At 67.1% G+C, this 16,116-nt stretch carries 16 protein-coding genes; 4 read left to right on the plus strand and 12 right to left on the minus strand.

The genetic code is table 11. The features are described from left to right. Positions 1-183: hypothetical protein (locus GJV64_RS03780; protein ID WP_164155950.1), on the minus strand; the 183-nt coding region annotated here is incomplete at its 3' end. A gap of 49 nt (positions 184-232) precedes the next feature. On the opposite strand from GJV64_RS03780, the gene GJV64_RS03785 reads away from it, so the two are divergent. After that, entirely contained in the window at positions 233-2,092 is a 1,860-nt protein-coding gene (locus GJV64_RS03785) for an ABC-F family ATP-binding cassette domain-containing protein (protein ID WP_164155951.1), read from the plus strand. On the opposite strand, the gene GJV64_RS03790 is transcribed toward GJV64_RS03785, so the two are convergent. Then, positions 2,089-2,559, minus strand: coding sequence for an acyltransferase (locus tag GJV64_RS03790; RefSeq protein WP_205599517.1), 471 nt, complete (start codon positions 2,557-2,559; stop codon positions 2,089-2,091). The genes GJV64_RS03785 and GJV64_RS03790 overlap by 4 nt on opposite strands. Before the next feature lie 82 nt (positions 2,560-2,641). Here GJV64_RS03790 and GJV64_RS03795 point away from each other — a divergent pair, with 82 nt between their 5' ends. After that, on the plus strand, positions 2,642-3,022 hold the full coding sequence (locus GJV64_RS03795; protein ID WP_164155952.1) for an acyltransferase: 381 nt from the start codon (positions 2,642-2,644) through the stop codon (positions 3,020-3,022). Positions 3,023-3,025: 3 nt separating this feature from the next. On the opposite strand, the gene parE is transcribed toward GJV64_RS03795, so the two are convergent. The 8 genes from parE to GJV64_RS03835 all read right to left on the minus strand — a co-directional run bounded on the left by parE (position 3,026) and on the right by GJV64_RS03835 (position 11,673). Continuing rightward, positions 3,026-5,017, minus strand: a complete 1,992-nt coding sequence (parE, locus tag GJV64_RS03800) for a DNA topoisomerase IV subunit B (RefSeq protein WP_164155953.1) — start codon at positions 5,015-5,017, stop codon at positions 3,026-3,028. 305 nt (positions 5,018-5,322) lie between these two features. Then, the gene (locus tag GJV64_RS03805) at positions 5,323-5,781 is read right to left on the minus strand and encodes a PEPxxWA-CTERM sorting domain-containing protein (protein ID WP_235927583.1); all 459 of its coding nucleotides are present in this window, start codon (positions 5,779-5,781) and stop codon (positions 5,323-5,325) included. Then, positions 5,778-6,290, minus strand: coding sequence for a hypothetical protein (locus tag GJV64_RS03810; protein ID WP_164155954.1), 513 nt, complete (start codon positions 6,288-6,290; stop codon positions 5,778-5,780). Before GJV64_RS03810 ends, GJV64_RS03805 begins: the two co-directional genes overlap by 4 nt. Positions 6,291-6,435: 145 nt before the next feature. Further along, a complete protein-coding gene (glnA, locus tag GJV64_RS03815) occupies positions 6,436-7,845 on the minus strand; it encodes a type I glutamate--ammonia ligase (protein WP_164155955.1) in 1,410 nt (469 codons plus the stop codon). A gap of 49 nt (positions 7,846-7,894) precedes the next feature. Beyond that, positions 7,895-8,233 (minus strand): P-II family nitrogen regulator, encoded by a 339-nt coding sequence (locus tag GJV64_RS03820; protein ID WP_164155956.1) that lies wholly within the window; start codon positions 8,231-8,233, stop codon positions 7,895-7,897. A 123-nt stretch (positions 8,234-8,356) separates the two neighbouring features. Then, a complete protein-coding gene (locus tag GJV64_RS03825) occupies positions 8,357-9,127 on the minus strand; it encodes an SDR family oxidoreductase (protein WP_164155957.1) in 771 nt (256 codons plus the stop codon). A gap of 10 nt (positions 9,128-9,137) precedes the next feature. Continuing rightward, positions 9,138-10,721: a spinster family MFS transporter gene (locus GJV64_RS03830; RefSeq protein ID WP_164155964.1), complete on the minus strand. Its 1,584-nt coding sequence runs from the start codon at positions 10,719-10,721 to the stop codon at positions 9,138-9,140. A 196-nt stretch (positions 10,722-10,917) separates the two neighbouring features. Then, entirely contained in the window at positions 10,918-11,673 is a 756-nt protein-coding gene (locus tag GJV64_RS03835; RefSeq protein ID WP_164155958.1) for a helix-turn-helix transcriptional regulator, read from the minus strand. 190 nt (positions 11,674-11,863) lie between these two features. On the opposite strand from GJV64_RS03835, the gene msrA reads away from it, so the two are divergent. Further along, on the plus strand, positions 11,864-12,400 hold the full coding sequence (gene msrA / locus GJV64_RS03840) for a peptide-methionine (S)-S-oxide reductase MsrA (protein WP_164155959.1): 537 nt from the start codon (positions 11,864-11,866) through the stop codon (positions 12,398-12,400). Position 12,401: 1 nt separating this feature from the next. Here the strand turns inward: msrA and glmS are convergent, their stop codons facing one another. Next, entirely contained in the window at positions 12,402-14,225 is a 1,824-nt protein-coding gene (glmS, locus tag GJV64_RS03845) for a glutamine--fructose-6-phosphate transaminase (isomerizing) (protein ID WP_164155960.1), read from the minus strand. Position 14,226: 1 nt separating this feature from the next. Further along, the gene (glmU, locus tag GJV64_RS03850; RefSeq protein WP_268920630.1) at positions 14,227-15,585 is read right to left on the minus strand and encodes a bifunctional UDP-N-acetylglucosamine diphosphorylase/glucosamine-1-phosphate N-acetyltransferase GlmU; all 1,359 of its coding nucleotides are present in this window, start codon (positions 15,583-15,585) and stop codon (positions 14,227-14,229) included. 104 nt (positions 15,586-15,689) lie between these two features. Here glmU and GJV64_RS03855 point away from each other — a divergent pair. Continuing rightward, positions 15,690-16,116 (plus strand): HAD family hydrolase (locus GJV64_RS03855; RefSeq protein WP_235927582.1); only part of this gene is annotated, 427 nt, incomplete at its 3' end.

Below are 16,116 nucleotides of genomic sequence, written 5' to 3' on the forward strand. Positions count from 1 at the left end.
CAGCGCCAGCAGCGCCGCCTTGCCGGTGGCGCTGCCAATGCGGGCGCGCAGCTGTTCGACGGTGAAGCGCACCCCGCGCGCCTGCCAGCAGGCAATCAGCACCAGCGCCAGATCGTCAGCAGGCTGTGCGCGCGCCGGCACGGCCAGCAAGGGCAGGGCGAGCAATAGGCGGCGGCTGATCATGGCCACAGCCTAGCCGCAGCAGTGCGCGCCTGCTAGGGGCGCAGGCGCAATGCTCTCCCTCACCGACATCACCATCCGCATGGGCGGCCGCGCCATCATCAGCGGCGCTTCGGCAACGCTGCCCTTGAGGGGCTGTGTCGGACTGGTGGGCCGCAACGGCGCCGGCAAATCGACGCTGATGAAGGCGCTGGCCGGGGTCATCGACCTCGATGGTGGCCGCATCGACCGGCCGCGCGCCGCCCGCATCGGCTGGTTGAAGCAGGATGCGCCGCAGGGCAGCGCCAGCGCCTTCGACACGGTGCTGGCCGCCGATACCGAGCGTGCCGCCTTGCTCGCGGAAGAGGGCGGCGCCGCGCCGGAGCGGCTGGCGGACATTCACGAGCGGCTGATCGCCATCGATGCCTACACCGCCCCGGCCCGCGCCGCCCGCATCCTGAAGGGCCTGGGCTTTGACGAGGCAATGCAGGCAAGGCCGCTGGACAGCTTCTCGGGCGGCTGGCGGATGCGCGTGGCGCTGGCCAGCCTGCTGTTCACCGGCCCCGAGATATTGCTGCTCGACGAACCGTCGAACCATCTCGATCTCGAATCGGCGCTGTGGCTGGAGGATTTCCTGCTCAGCTACCCCGGCCTCATTGTGCTCATCAGCCACGAGCGCGACCTGTTGAACCGGGTCGCCAACCAGATCCTGCACCTCGAGGCCGGCAAGGTGACGCTCTATACCGGCAATTATGACGCCTTCGAACGGCTGCGTGCCGAGCGGCTGGCGCAGCTGGAAGCCGCACGCGCCGCCCAGGCCGCGCAGCGCGCAAAGCTGCAGGATTATATTGCCCGCAACAGCGCCCGCGCCTCCACCGCCAAGCAGGCGCAGAGCCGGGCCAAGGCGCTGGCGCGGATGCAGCCGGTGGCCGAAGCGGTCACCGATCCCGGCCTCACCTTCGACTTTCCGAGCCCGGCGCCGCTGCGCCCGCCGCTGGTCACCCTCGACCAGACCGAGGTCGGCTATGACGGCAAGCCCGTGCTGCGCCAGCTCGACCTGCGCCTCGATCCCGATGACCGGCTGGCGCTGGTGGGCCGCAACGGCAACGGCAAGACGACGCTGGCGCGGCTGCTGATCGGCCAGCTGCCGGCGATGGCCGGCGCCCGCAGCGCCACCGGCAAGCTGAAGGTCGGCTATTTCACGCAATATCAGGTGGAGGAGCTGGACCGCGACGCGACCCCGCTCCAGCACATGACGCGCGCCATGAAGGGCGCCTCACCCGGTGCCGTGCGCGCCCAACTGGGCCGCTTCGGCTTCACCGGCAGCGCCGCCGAACAGACGATCGGCACGATGAGTGGCGGCGAGCGGGCGCGGCTGGCCCTGGCGCTGGTCACCCGCGATGCGCCGCACCTGATCGTGCTCGATGAGCCGACCAACCACCTCGACATCGATGCCCGCCAGGCGCTGGTCCAGGCGCTGGCCGGCTATGACGGCGCGGTCGTGGTGGTGAGCCATGATCGCCACCTGATCGAGGCGACTGCCGATCGGCTGGTGCTGGTGGATGGCGGCAAGGCGCGGCCGTTCGACGGCAGCATCGATGATTACGAGGCGATGGTGCTGGGCGGCCCGGCCCCGCAAGCGGCACAGGCGCCGCCGCCCCCGCCAGCCCCGCGCGAGGACCCGAAGGAAGCCCGCCGCAAGGCCGCAGCCCGGCGCGAGGCGACACAGGCGCTGCGCAAGGCCGTGACCACGGCCGAACAGCGCATCGCCCGGCTGACGGCGGAGCGGGACGGGCTGGATGCGCGCCTGGCGCTGGCCGGCGCCAACGTGCCGGCGCTGATGAAGGACCGTGGCCGGCTGGACGCGGCGCTGGCCGAGGCCGAGGCGGCCTGGCTGGCGGCCAGCGAGGCGCTGGACGCGGCGCTGGACTAGCCCTGCTGCCGCCACAGCCGGCGCGTCGCCTCGTCCGCGCCTTTCAGTCGGCCGAAGCGCCCGACCTCGATGCCGGAGCGGATGACCCGGGCCGGGTTGCCGGCGACGATGGAGCGCGGCGGCACATCCTCGCAGACCACTGCGCCGGCCGCGACGATACACTCATCCCCGACGCTGACTCCGGGCAGCAGCATGGCGCCGCCACCGATGAAACAGCGCTGGCCGACGCGGATGGGCCGCACCTCGCCGCTGGCGAGATCGCGCGCGTCGAGCAGAGTCTTGAAGGCGATCAGGCTGTCGGCGCCGATCTCAACAGCGCCGGGCCGCCCGGTGACGAAACGGCTGCTGAGCGAAATGCTGGCGCTGGGGTGGATGATGACGCCGGTCCGCCACTGCAGCCAGCGCCGGCGCAGGCCGGTGAGGAACAGCCGCAACGGGCGCAACTGGTTGAGGGACATCAGCGCCATGATCGCCAAAGCCAATCATGTCGCGCAGCTCTTGTAAATCCGGCGGCGAAATGGAAAGTCGCAATGGTTGAAGGGGCAGGGGATGGCGGCGGCTCGGCGGACAGGGTGGCGGCAATGGTGGCAACGCCAGGTGCGCCGCCATGTCTGGGCGATGGACATTCACCCCAGCGCCTGGATCGCGCCCACCGCCCTTATTGACCGCACCTGGCCGAAGGGCATCCACATCGGCGCCGGCTGCGTGCTGGGCGAGGAGGCGGTGGTGCTCACCCATGATCTGACGCGCGGCCTCTATCTCGACACGCGCATCGGCGAGGGCACGCTGGTGGGGGCGCGGGCGATCATCCTGCCGGGGATCAGCGTGGGCCGCGACTGCGTGATCCAGCCAGGCGCGCTGGTGAACCGCGACGTGCCGGATTTCCATGTCGCCAGCGGCAATCCGGCCAGTATCAGCCCCCGCCCTTGACCCTCAGGCGTCGATCGACTCGGCGTCGATGGCGGTGGCGTGGCTCTGGATGAAGTGGAAGCGGTGCTCCGGGTTGCGGCCCATCAGTCGCTCCACCAGGTCAGCGGTCTCGGCGCGGCCGTCGGCATCCTCGGGCAGCTTCACCCGGATCAGGCTGCGTGAGCCCCTGTCCATGGTGGTTTCCTTCAGCTGCGAAGGGTTCATTTCCCCCAGGCCCTTGAAGCGGCTCACTTCGACCTTGGTGCGACCGGCGAAGACCGTCTTCATCAGCTCGGCCCTGTGCACGTCGTCGCGGGCATAGGCCACCGTGCCGCCCGCGCTGAGCCGATAGAGCGGCGGCTGGGCGAGATAGAGCCGGCCATCGCGCACCAGGCCCGGCATCTCGCGGAAGAAGAAGGTCATCAGCAGGGTGGCGATGTGGGCGCCGTCCACATCGGCATCGGTCATGATGATGATGCGTTCATAGCGCAGATGTTCCGGCTTGTAGCGTTCGCGCGTGCCGCAGCCCAGCGCCTGCACCAGGTCGGCAATCTCGTTGTTGCCGCCGATCTTGGCCATGTTGGCCGACGCCACGTTCAATATCTTGCCGCGGATCGGCAATATCGCCTGGGTGGTGCGGTCGCGCGCCTGCTTGGCGCTGCCGCCGGCGCTGTCGCCCTCAACGATGAACAACTCGGTGCCGATGGCGTCGTCGCGCGAACAGTCGGTGAGCTTGCCGGGCAGGCGCAGGCTCGATTTGCTGGTGGCGGTCTTGCGCTTCACCAGTGCTTCGGCCCTGCGGCGCAGCCGGTCTTCCATGCGCTCCACGACAAAGGCCAGCAGCGCCTTGCCGCGCTCGCCCGAGGCCACCAGCCAGTGATCGAAATGGTCTTTGATGGCGTTTTCCACCAGCCGCGTGGCCTCCGGGCTGGTCAGCCGGTCCTTGGTCTGGCTCTGGAACTGCGGGTCGCGGATGAACAGCGACAGCATGATCTCGGCGCCGGTGAACACATCCTCGCCAGCCAGTTCGGCAGCGCGCTTGTTGCCGGTCAGTGTGGCGAAATTCTTGAGCCCCCGGGTCAGCGCCAGGCGCAGGCCCGCCTCGTGGGTGCCGCCATCAGGCGTGGGGATGGTGTTGCAATAGAAGCTGGCCGAACCCTCGCCATACTGCGGCCAGGCGCAGGCCCATTCCACCGCGCCGGCCAGCCGGCCATCGGCGCCGGCGGGCAGATCGGTGCGGCCGGCGAACAGATCGGGCACCACCAGCGCGCGGGTGTCCAGCCGTTCCTTCAGATGGTCCGCAAGGCCGCCGGGGAAGGTAAACACCGCGGTTTCGGGCACGTCAGCGCTGACCAGTTCAGGCGCACAGCGCCAGCGGATCTCGACACCGCCGAACAGATAGGCCTTGGAGCGGGCCAGACGATAGAGCCGTGCCGGGTTGAAGCGCGCGTCTGCCCCGAAAATCTCCGCATCGGGGTGGAACTTCACGGTGGTGCCGCGCCGGTTCTGGGTGGGGCCCAGCTCCTCCAGCGGACCCTGCGGCAGCCCGCGTGCAAAGCGCTGGCGATAGAGCAGCTTGTTGCGGGCGACCTCCACCACCGTCTCGTCCGACAGGGCGTTGACCACGCTGATGCCCACCCCGTGCAGGCCGCCGCTGGTGGCATAGGCCTTTCCGCTGAACTTGCCGCCCGAATGCAGCATGGTCAGGATCACCTCCAGCGCCGACTTGTCGGGAAAGCGCGGGTGCGGATCGACAGGGATGCCGCGGCCATTGTCGGCGATGGTCAGGCTGCCATCGGCCTCCAGGCTCACCTCGATGCGGCTGGCGTGGCCGGCCACCGCCTCGTCCATGGCATTGTCGAGCACTTCGGCGGCGAGATGGTGCAGCGCCCGCTCGTCGGTGCCGCCGATGTACATGCCGGGGCGACGCCGCACCGGCTCAAGCCCCTCCAGCACCTCGATATGGCTGGCATCATAATCGGCGGCGCTCTGGGTGGCAGCGAACAGGTCTGACATGGGCATCTATTGGCATGGCCGGCGCCGCCCGCCAAGCGGTCCGCGCGCTCCCGCAGGCGGTGGGGGGTGCGACATTATTTTCGAGTCATACGCCATTTCGCGCATTGTTCTGTAGTGTTGTGCGGTGCAAAAGGGCGTTGCCGATATGGCGATCCTCCCCAAGGATTTACTGGGGCCGGAACTCAGGTTCCGGCCCCTTTTTTTATCATTCCGAGGCGGTTAGGCCTGAAAGGGGCAATGCTGCAACGCCGCATGCGAAGCGCGCATTTTCTGCTGCGTCGCACAATATTCTGTCGCGCATGTAATCATTCTGACTGCGCGGCCTGCAGCTTGTGCAGGCGCCGGCGGCGCAGGGCGCTGCCGGTCAACCCAAAGCCGGTCAGCAGCATGGCCCAGCTGGCCGGTTCAGGCACGGCCGTTTGCCGCACCAGTTGGTCGCGCAGTTGTGACACCAGTGCTGGCGGCGTGGATGATGCAAAGTCGATCAGGAAAGTGTTGGTGGCATCGGCGCTGGCGCCACGCTGAGCGTAGGCCGTAAGTGCCGCAAAGACATAGAACTGGTCACCCGGGTTCAGCATAACCTGGTTGCCATCGCACCCGGTCGACACGTCAAGAGTGGCCACCCGCGATTGGGTGTTGCCACTGACACTGGTGCCGAGGACTTGCGTGTAGGATCGGGACGAAGCGACAATGCCGCTCATTCCGCATGCCAGAGTGCTGACATTGACTGGGCCTGGACCAAACACGGACGGTGCCGCGATCACCAAGTAAGATTCGACGAAGCCATAGCCGCCGGATAGCCACTGTTCGACGGAAACCGCAGTTCGAAATCGACATCGCCAACCAGTGACAACGGCACGGCCTCCGTGCCGTTGTAGGTCAGCGCATAGCGGGTCCCGACTGTGCCGAAGCCCGAACTTTTTGCCCCCTCAGAGGTGGTCTCGATGAAGGAGCCGGCCTTCAGGGTGGGAAACAGGCCTGATTCATTGCGGACCACTGTGGCAGTGGCCGTCCCAGACGATGGCACGTTGGCAACCGACATTGAACTGGTGCCGAGACTGACCCCGGCATAACTCTCATCATAGCTCTGCAGTCCGCTCGGCTGATAGGGGTAGCCCGCCTGTCCGGTGTTGGGGCAGGAACCGAAGCCTGCCGCGGTTGGGCAATAGGCCACCACCGCGTGCGAGAAGACAGTGGACCTGAATGGCGTCGTGGCATCCGCCGGCAAAGCCAGGCCTGTCATCATGACAGACAGCAACAAGAAACGCTTCATCAAAATCCCCCCATGTTTTGCGAGCGGACCTTGTAGTGTTTGACAGAGAACACAATCAAAATCGTGCAGCGCAGAACGGAAAAGGCCGGCGGGAGCCATGTCCCGCCGGCCTTTCACCGGTTAAGATTTTGTTCGTGAGCTCTGCTTAGGCGCTGTAATACATGTCGAACTCGACCGGGGCCGGGGTCATTTCCCAGCGCTGCACCTCTTCCATTTTCAATTCGATGTACGAATCGATCTGGTCGTCTGTGAACACGCCACCCTTGGTGAACACCGCCCGGCTCTTGTCGAGCGCGGCGAGGGCTTCACGCAGCGAGGCGCACACGGTCGGCACCTTCTTCAGTTCGCGCGGCGGCAGGTCATAGAGATTCTTGTCCATGGCCGGGCCGGGGTGGATGCGGTTCTCGATGCCGTCGAGGCCGGCCATCAGCAGCGCGGTATATGCAAGATAGGGGTTGGCCAGGGCGTCGGGGAAGCGCACTTCGACGCGCTTGGACTTGGCACCGGTGCCATAGGGAATCCGGCACGAGGCCGAACGGTTGCGGCTGGAATAGGCCAGCAGCACCGGTGCCTCGAAGCCGGGCACCAGCCGCTTGTAGCTGTTGGTGCCGGGATTGGTGAAGGCATTGCAGGCCTTGGCGTGCTTGATGATGCCGCCGATGAAGAACAGCGCGGTTTCCGACAGGCCGGCATACTGGTCGCCGGCGAACAGCGGCGTCTTGCCGTTCCAGATGGAAAGGTGCGTGTGCATGCCGCTGCCGTTGTCGTCCTTGATCGGCTTGGGCATGAAGGTCGCGGTCTTGCCATAGGCATGGGCGACCTGGTGGACCACGTACTTGTAGACCTGCATGCGGTCGGCGGTTTCCACCAGCGTACCATAGGTCAGGCCCAGTTCATGCTGGGCGCTGGCCACTTCATGGTGGTGCTTGTCGCAGGGCAGGCCCATTTCCAGCATGGTCGCCACCATCTCGGCGCGCAGGTCCACGGCCGAATCGACCGGGGCCACCGGGAAATAGCCGCCCTTGGCGCGCGGCCGGTGGGCCATGTTGCCCTGTTCGTAGGTGCGGCCGCTGTTGGTCGGCAGCTCGATGTCGTCGAGGTGGAAGAAGCCTTCGTTGTAGCCCAGGCCGAAGCGCACATCGTCGAACACGAAGAACTCGGCTTCGGGGCCAACATAGACGGTGTCACCGATGCCGGTGGCCTTGAGATACGCCTCGCCGCGCTTGGCGGTGGAGCGCGGATCACGGCCATAGAGCTGGCCGGTCGAGGGCTCGACGATGTCGCAGATCAGGATCATCATCGGCGTGGCCGAGAAGGGATCGATGTAGGTCGCGTCCAGATCCGGCTTCAGGATCATGTCGCTCTCGTTGATCGCCTTCCAGCCGGCGATGGACGAGCCGTCGAACATGAAGCCGTCGGTCAGCATGTCCTCGTCGATCACCGAGGACACCATTGTCAGGTGCTGCCACTTGCCCTTGGGGTCGGTGAAGCGGAGATCGACCCATTCGATCTCCTTGTCCTTGATGGTTGCAAGAATGTCGGCAGCGGTGGCCATGGGGCTGTTCCCTCTGTTGTGAATGCGGACGATGGACGGGGATTTAGTCTCAGATCGCGTCGCTGTCACGCTCGCCTGTGCGGATCCGGACTGCCATTTCAATGGGGGAAACAAAAATCTTGCCGTCCCCGATGCGCCCGGTGCGGGCGGAGTTGGTGATGGCCTCCACCACGCGTTCCACCTGGTCGTCGTCCACGACAACCTCCAGCTTCACCTTGGGCAGGAAGTCCACCACATATTCGGCGCCGCGATACAGCTCGGTGTGGCCCTTCTGGCGGCCGAAGCCCTTGGCCTCTGTCACCGTGATGCCGGAAACGCCCACCTCGTGCAGCGCTTCCTTCACTTCATCGAGCTTGAATGGCTTGATGACGGCTTCAACCTTCTTCACGTCTGATCCCCGCATGCGGTCGCGCCCGCTGGATACCGAGCAGGACACCCAGGCGGACGCGCTGTCCATGCGCCTTTTGCCCCCGGCGCGCCACCGGCATTTTCCCCATGCGCCGCGGCTCGATCAGACAGTGGTGGCATAGCCGCCGTCAACCGTGACCACCGCGCCCGTCATGAAGGCCGAGGCGCGGCTGGCCAGGAACAGCGCCACCCCGGCCATGTCGTCGGGATTGCCCCAGCGCTGCAATGGTGTGGCGGCGCGGAAGGCCTCGCGAAACTCCTCGGCGATGCCGGCGGTCATCTTCGAGGGGAAGAAGCCCGGCGCGATGGCGTTGGCGGTGATATGGCGGGTGCCGAGGAACTTGGCCATCATGCGGGTGAGGTGCAGAACGCCGGCCTTGGACGCGGCATAGCTATAGGTCTCCAGATCAGAGACATGCTGGCCGTCGATCGAACCGATGTTGATCACCTTGGCCGGGGCGGCGGCGCTGGCGGCGGCTTCCAACTGCGGCAGCAGTTTCTGGGTGAGGAAGAAGACCGACTTGACGTTGAGGTCCATCACCTTGTCCCAGCCCACTTCGGGAAACTCGTCGATGCCGGCGCCCCAGCTGGCTCCGGCATTGTTGAACAGCACGTCGAGCCGGGGGAAGCGGGCGGCGACTGCGGCGGCAAAGCGCTCGATCTCGGCCATCTGCGACAGGTCGGCCGGGATCGCGACGCAAGCCGGGCCGAGCGCGGCCGCCAGCGCCTCGCAGTCGCTGGCCTTGCGGCTGGTGATGATCACCTCGGCGCCATTGTCCACCAGCGCACGGGCGATCATCTCGCCAATGCCGCGGCTGCCGCCGGTCACCACGATCCTCTTGCCGGCAACGCTGAACAGCTGATCGATCTTCATCGAATGCTCCTTAAATGGGCTCGCCGGCGGCGCGGGCGCGGTCGAGGCGGCTGGCCTCGGCCTTGGGCAGCCAGCGGTAGACGAGATAGAGGGTGAGACACGTGAACGGCGCCATCAGCAGCAGCGCCAGCACGCCAGTGCCGAGGCTGCCGGTGAGCTTGGAGACGAAGCCAGTGAACCATGGCCCCAGCCCGAGGCCGAACAGGGTGGTGCCGATGAAGAAGGTGGCGGTGGCGGCGCCGCGCATGCGCGGCAGCACCAGATCCTGCGTGGTGGCCGCCGCCACGCCGACATACATGGCGCCGAACACCGTGGTGGGGGCAAAGCACAAGAAAAATGTGGCCAGATCGGTGGTGGTATACTGGAACCAGATGAACGGCGCCGGCACCAGCGTGGCCAGCGCGCCGACGATGATGCGGCCCGATGGATGGCGTTGCTTGGCGGCATCGCCCAGCACGCCGCCCAGGATGGTGCCAGCAAAGCCGCCCAACGCGCCGCCGCCGCCCAGGATGAAGGCCACGGCTTCGCGCGTGCCATACCAGGGCACGGGAGCGCCGCTGGCCAGCGCCGGCTCGACAAAGGTGCGCATGGCATAGGGTGCCGCCCAGAAACCAACCGAATAGCCCACGAAACTGATGCTGCCGAAGCCCAGGATGGTGAGCACGAAGGCCGGGGTGCCCCAGATCATCGCATAAGTGGGCCGGTCGCGGTGCCGGATCGACTGCGCCCAGCTGATCACCGCATAGAGGCCGGTGCCGACGGCGAGGAACTGCGGCACCTCGCCGGTGCCGATCACCAGTGCCGCCACCAAACCGGCCACCAACAGCAGCACCGCCACATTCTCGATGAGGGCGCGGCGGCCGAGCAGCGCCATATTGACGAGGGTAAAGGGCGGGATCACGCTGGCCATGTCGGCGAGGAAATTGCGGATGATGGTGCGGCCGGGCAGCTTGGCCGGCGGCGGCAGGCCATCTGCGCGGCCGCGCTGCGGTTCGATCAGTGTTGCCACCCACAGCGCCAGCAGCAGGCCGGGAATGCCCACCGCCATGAACGCCGCCTGCCAGCCGACCAGCCCCAGCGGGCCGCCCTCGGGGTAGCGCTGGTTCCAGCCCTGCACGATGACCGCGCCGATCAGCAGCGAGACACCGCCGCCCAGATACAGCCCGGCAGCATAGATGGAGAGCGCGGTGGCGCGCCGGGCTTTCGGAAACCAGTCCGAAATCATCGAATAGGCCGACGGGCCGGCGGCGGCCTCGCCAACGCCGACGCCGATACGGGCAAGGCTGAGCTGGGTGAAGCTGCCGGCCAGCCCCGACATCGCGGTCATGCCTGACCACAGGGTGAGGCCAAGGCTGAGCAGGCGGGTGCGCACCCAGTTGTCGGCCAGCCGGCCGATCGGCACGCCGAACAGCGCGTAGAAGACGGCAAAGGCCGTTCCATAGAGGAAACCGAGCTGGGCGTCGGTGAGGTCGAGGTCGCGCTTGATGTCTTCAGCCAGGATCGACAGGATCTGCCGGTCGATGAAGTTCATCACATAGACGAGCACCAGCAGGGCCAGCACATACCAGGCATAGGCACCGCCCACCGGCGGCATGCCGGGCGCGCTGGCAATCTCGCCCTGTGCCGGTTCCGCCGTCTGCACGACTTCAGCCTGCCCGCCGTCCGCGTCAGCCATCGCCTCTCCCGCCTGGGGCGTCTGGCGGCCCCGTTCCGGACATGGCTTATCAGCCGGATTTCGCCCTGTCACCCTGCCCGGTCACCTTGCCATGACAGTGGAGCCAGCGCCGGCGTCAGCTGTCCCGGCGCATCACTTCCTCGAACGACAATTGCCCGTCGTAGAGGGCGCGCACCACCAGCTCGGTGCGGGTGGAGACGCCGAAGCGCTGCTTGGCGGCTTCCAGATACTTGTGGACCGTGGCCTCCGACAGGCCGAGAAGCTGGCCGGCCACCCAGGTGGACTTGCCACGCGCCGCCAGCACCAGGCAGTCACGCTGGCGCTGGGTGAGGCGCGGTGCATGGCCGGCTTCCACGGCAGCCAGCTTCAACCGGCGTGTTGCCTCGAAGGCAAAGCAGGCCAGATATTGCGCGGCCGGCAGCGAGGGCGATGGCAGCGGCTGTTTGCCGGCCGTCACGAAGCTGACCAGGCCGGATGCCTGGCCGGGCACGTGGATGGGCACCGTATAGCCATCCACCAGGCCAGCGGCGCGGGCAGCGGCCATGTAATGGTGGTGGCGCGCATTCATCGGCATCAGCTCGGGCAGGGTGCTCCAGGCGAATGGGGTCACCCGCCGCTCGCAGGCCATCAGCACGGGATCATCGATCATCCGGCCCTGGCCGAGCAGCTGTTCGACCCACGCATCGGGAAAGTCGCTCAGCTGCACGGGGCCGAGCTGGTTGCCGCTGCCCAGCCGCTGCACCAGGGCAAAATGATCGAACTGGAAGGCGCGCGTGGCGTCACGCAGCACCAGGCCGATGTCGGTCAGGGTCGGTGCGGTGCGCACGGCACGCACGAACGCCTGCACGTCGTCAATTCGTCCCACACTCATGCCCCCAACATCGCCGACTGCCCGCGACGCTGCGCCCGCACCCTCCACCCTTGCCGCTGACCGATGGTCGGCTTATCGGGGGGAGGAAACAGGCCGATGATATTGTATATAGTCAGCACAATTTGCCCTGACAACGCGGCAATATTAACCATGACGCGATTGCGCGCTCTATCGGCAGAAGGGACATGAAATGGCACATGATGTGGCAATAATTGCTGGTGGCTGCTTCTGGTGCACTGAGGCCGTGTTCAACGAGCTGGTTGGCGTGGAATCGGTGGAATCGGGCTATATTGGCGGGACCGTGGCGCAGCCCACTTACGAACAGGTGTGCAGCGGCCGCACCGGCCATGCCGAAGCGGTGCGGATTGTGTTCGACAGTTCGCAAATTACATTCGCCGAGCTGCTCGACATCTTCTTCCACACCCACGATCCGACGACGCTCAACCGCCAGGGCGCTGATGTCGGCACCCAGTATCGCTCGGCGATCTTCCCGCAGAATGGCGTCCAGGCCGGCGAGGCCGAGGCCGCGATTGCCCGCAATCAGGCGAGCTGGGACAACCCCATCGTCACCACGATCGAACCCAACGCGCCGTGGTGGCCGGCCGAGGCCTATCACCAGCGCTATTTCGAGAACAATGGCAGCAAGAACGGCTATTGCGTGGCCGTGGTCGGCCCCAAGCTGGCCAAGTTCCGCAAGAGCTATGCGGCCCGGCTGAAGGCCCGGTAACTCACTCGACCGTCACCGACTTGGCGAGGTTGCGCGGCTGGTCGACGTCGGTGCCCTTGGCCACGGCGACATGATAGGCGAGCAGCTGCACCGGCACGGCGGTGACCAGCGGGCTGATGAATGGATCGACCGTGGGCAGGGTGATCGCCGCCGTGGTGCCGGCGCCGTGCGCCGCCACGCCGGCCGCATCGGATAGCAGCACCACCCGGCCGCCGCGCGCCATCACCTCCTGCATGTTGGACACGGTCTTGTCGAAGCGCGGGCCCGACGGCGCGATGACGATCACCGGCACATGCTCGTCGATCAGCGCGATCGGCCCGTGCTTCAGCTCGCCGGCGGCATAGCCTTCGGCGTGGATATAGCTGATTTCCTTCAGCTTCAGCGCGCCTTCGAGGGCCATCGGATAATCCGGCCCGCGCCCGACATACAGGATGTCTCGGGCGCGAGAGAGGGCAGGGGCCAGCGCAAGAATGTCGGCTTCCGCACCCAGCGCGGCGTTCATGGCGGCCGGTACCTGTTCCAGAAGCTGCACCAGCCGGGCTTCCTCGGCGGCCGGAACGCGGCCCTTGGCCTTGCCCAGCGCGATGGCAAAGGCCGCCAGCACCGCGAGCTGGCAGGTAAAGGCCTTGGTGGAGGCCACCCCCACTTCCGGCCCGGCGTGGGTGGGCAGCAACAATTGCGTCTCGCGCGCCATGGTGGAGGTGTCGACATTGACGACAGCTGCCACCATCTGCCCGCCGGCCTTGGCATGACGCAGCGCCGCCAGCGTATCCGCCGTCTCGCCCGACTGGCTGATGAACAGGCACAGGCCGCCCTCTTCGTAGACCGGGTCGCGATAGCGATATTCCGATGCGTTCTCGATGCTCGTCGGCACCCGCGCCAGCGCCTCGATCCAGTAGGTGGCGACCTGGCCGGCCAGCAGCGCCGAACCGCAGCCCACGATCTGCACGCGCTTCACGCTGGCCAGATCGAACGGCATCGCCGGCAGCGCCACCGTTTCGGCCAGCGGATCGACATAGGCGCCCAGCGTTTGCGCCACCACGATCGGTTGCTCGTGGATTTCCTTTTCCATGTAATGGCGGTGGTTGCCCTTCTCGATGACTGCGGCGCTGGCCGAGGAGGTGATGAACGGCCGCTCCACGCGGCCTCCGGCAGCATCAAAGATCGTCACGTCGTCGGCGCTCAGCCGCACCCAGTCGCCTTCTTCCAGGTAGGCGATGCGGCTGGTGAAGGGTGCCAGCCCAAGCGCGTCGGAGCCAAGGAACATCTCGCCATCGCCCTGGCCCACCACCAGCGGCGAGCCGCGCCGGGCGCCATAGAGCAGGCCGGGATGCTGCTTGAAGAGGATGGCAAAGCTGAAGGCGCCGTGCAGCCTGTCGAGCGTCTGCGCCACCGCCTCGTCGGGCGACGCCCCACGCGCCAGCGCCAGCTCTATCAGGTGCGCCACAACCTCGCTGTCGGTGTCCGATTCCAGATGGCAGCCGGCGGCGATCACCTCGGCGCGCAGCGGCTTGAAATTCTCGATGATGCCGTTGTGAACGAGGCAGACATTGGCGGTGGCATGCGGGTGGGCGTTGCCGGTGGTGGGCGCGCCGTGGGTGGCCCAGCGGGTGTGGGCGATGCCTATGGCGCCGGGCAGGGGATGGGCCGCCACCTCGCGGGCGAGGTTCACCAGTTTGCCCGGCGCCCGCCGCCTGTCCATGATGCCATCATGGATGGTAGCGATGCCGGCGCTGTCGTAACCGCGATATTCCAGCCGCTTGAGGCCATCGATCAGCCGGTCGGCCACCGCCTCGCGCGACACGATGCCGATGATCCCGCACATGTTAGCTGCCCTTCTTCGCCAGCTGCAGCCGCCGGAAGCGCGCTGCCCATCCGGCCTTTTGCGTCTGTTCGGGGCGCACCAGTGCCAGCGCATCGGCCGCCACGTCGCCGGTGATGGTGCTGCCGGCGCCCACCATGGCGCCGTCGCCGATCGTCACGGGGGCCACCAGCGCGGTGTTCGATCCGATGAAGGCGCCGGCGCCAATGATGGTCTGATACTTGAAGAAGCCGTCATAGTTGCAGGTGATGGTGCCGGCGCCGATGTTGGCGTTGGCACCCACGGTCACGTCACCCAGATAGGTGAGATGGTTGGCCTTGGCGCCGGGGCCCAATGCGGCCTTCTTGGTCTCGACGAAATTGCCGACCTTCGCAGCCCTGCCCAGCACGGTGCCGGGGCGCAGCCGGGCGAATGGCCCCACCTCGCAGCCCTCGCCGATCACCGCGCCCTCGATATGGCTGTGGGCGCGGATGCGGGCGCCGCTGGCGATGCGCACGTTCGCGCCGAACACCACGAAGGGTTCGATCGTCACGTCGGCGGCAATCTCGGTGTCGGCGGCCAGGAACACGGTGTCTGGCGCCTGCATGGACACGCCCGCTGCCATCAGTTCGGCGCGGCGGCGGCGCTGGAAGATCGCCTCGAGCGCCGCCAGTTCGGCGCGGTCGTTGGCCCCGGCGACATCGTCGGGATCGGTTTCGATCACCGTGCAGCGCCGGCCGTCAGCGATGGCCAGCCCGACGATATCGGGCAGATAATACTCGCCGGCCGCATTGTCGTTGGTCACACGGGCGAGCAGCGCGAACAGGTCTGGTCCACGCACCGCCATCAGGCCACTATTGCAGAGGCCGACGGCGCGTTCGTCGGCGCTGGCGTCCTTGAACTCGACCATCTTCCGGATGGCGTCATCATCCGCGATGATGCGGCCATAGCGTCCCGGATCGGCCGGGCGGAAGCCGAGCACCGCCACCGCCACGTCATCGGCCAGCGCCGCCAGCAGCCGGGCCATGGTGGCAGCTGGCACCAGCGGCGCGTCGCCATAAAGGATCAGCACCGGGCCATCGAAGCCAGTCAGGGCGCCCTCGGCCTGGCTCACGGCATGGCCGGTGCCCAGTTGCGGTTGTTGCAGCACGACCGCGGCGCGGTTGCCCACCTCGGCTTCGACCTGATCCCTCAGCGCACCCGCGACCACCACGGTGCGCGCCGGTGCGAGACTGGCCAGGCTGTCCATCAGGTGGCGCAGCATCGGCTTGCCGGCAATCTCGTGCAGGACCTTGTGGCGAGCCGATTTCATGCGCGTGCCCTGGCCGGCGGCCAGGATGATGGCGGCAAAGTCCGCGCGCGGCGGGGAGGGCGGGATGCTCACTTGCGCTGCCCTGCCACAAGGCGCGAGGCTTGCAAAGTGGCGCCGCTCGGCCCACGAGGAGACATCGCAATACTGCAACATCTCTCTGGCACCACGGCAGCTTCGTGACCCTGCCCCGCACCATATTGTTCGATCTCGACGGCACCCTCGTCGACACCGCGCCCGATCTTGCCGGCGCCATGAACCACGTGCTGGCCACGCTGGGCCGGCCGCCGCTGCCGGTCGAACACGTGCGCCACCTGGTGGGGCATGGTGCCCGTGCATTGGTGAGCGCCGGGCTCGCCGCCACCGGGGAGCCGCGTCCCGACTTGGTGGAACCGGCGATGCCGCAGTTCCTTGCTCATTATGCCGCCAACATCGCGGTCGCCTCGCGTCCGTTCGATGGCGTCGAACAGGCGCTCGATGCGCTGGCCGATGCCGGCGTGGCGGCCGCGATCTGCACCAACAAGCCGACCCGGCTGGCCGAGGCGTTGATCGCGGCGCTGGGCTGGCAGGGGCGCTTTGCCGCCATCGTCGGCCACGACAGCGCCC

The sequence above is a fragment of the Sandarakinorhabdus rubra genome, assembly GCF_010994245.1.
In the GTDB taxonomy this organism is placed as follows: Bacteria; Pseudomonadota; Alphaproteobacteria; order Sphingomonadales; family Sphingomonadaceae; genus Sandarakinorhabdus; species Sandarakinorhabdus rubra.

Excerpts from the sequence above, each read along its gene's own strand:
- GJV64_RS03795 (WP_164155952.1), top strand. The coding sequence starts at position 2,642 with ATGGCGGCGGCTCGGCGGACAGGGTGGCGGCAATGGTGGCAACGCCAG.
- glmS (WP_164155960.1), bottom strand. The coding sequence starts at position 14,225 with ATGTGCGGGATCATCGGCATCGTGTCGCGCGAGGCGGTGGCCGACCGG.
- GJV64_RS03810 (WP_164155954.1), bottom strand. The coding sequence starts at position 6,290 with ATGAAGCGTTTCTTGTTGCTGTCTGTCATGATGACAGGCCTGGCTTTG.
- GJV64_RS03790 (WP_205599517.1), bottom strand. The coding sequence starts at position 2,559 with ATGGCGCTGATGTCCCTCAACCAGTTGCGCCCGTTGCGGCTGTTCCTC.
- GJV64_RS03830 (WP_164155964.1), bottom strand. The coding sequence starts at position 10,721 with ATGCCGCCGGTGGGCGGTGCCTATGCCTGGTATGTGCTGGCCCTGCTG.
- glnA (WP_164155955.1), bottom strand. The coding sequence starts at position 7,845 with ATGGCCACCGCTGCCGACATTCTTGCAACCATCAAGGACAAGGAGATC.
- GJV64_RS03835 (WP_164155958.1), bottom strand. The coding sequence starts at position 11,673 with ATGAGTGTGGGACGAATTGACGACGTGCAGGCGTTCGTGCGTGCCGTG.
- msrA (WP_164155959.1), top strand. The coding sequence starts at position 11,864 with ATGGCACATGATGTGGCAATAATTGCTGGTGGCTGCTTCTGGTGCACT.
- GJV64_RS03785 (WP_164155951.1), top strand. The coding sequence starts at position 233 with ATGCTCTCCCTCACCGACATCACCATCCGCATGGGCGGCCGCGCCATC.
- GJV64_RS03825 (WP_164155957.1), bottom strand. The coding sequence starts at position 9,127 with ATGAAGATCGATCAGCTGTTCAGCGTTGCCGGCAAGAGGATCGTGGTG.
- parE (WP_164155953.1), bottom strand. The coding sequence starts at position 5,017 with ATGTCAGACCTGTTCGCTGCCACCCAGAGCGCCGCCGATTATGATGCC.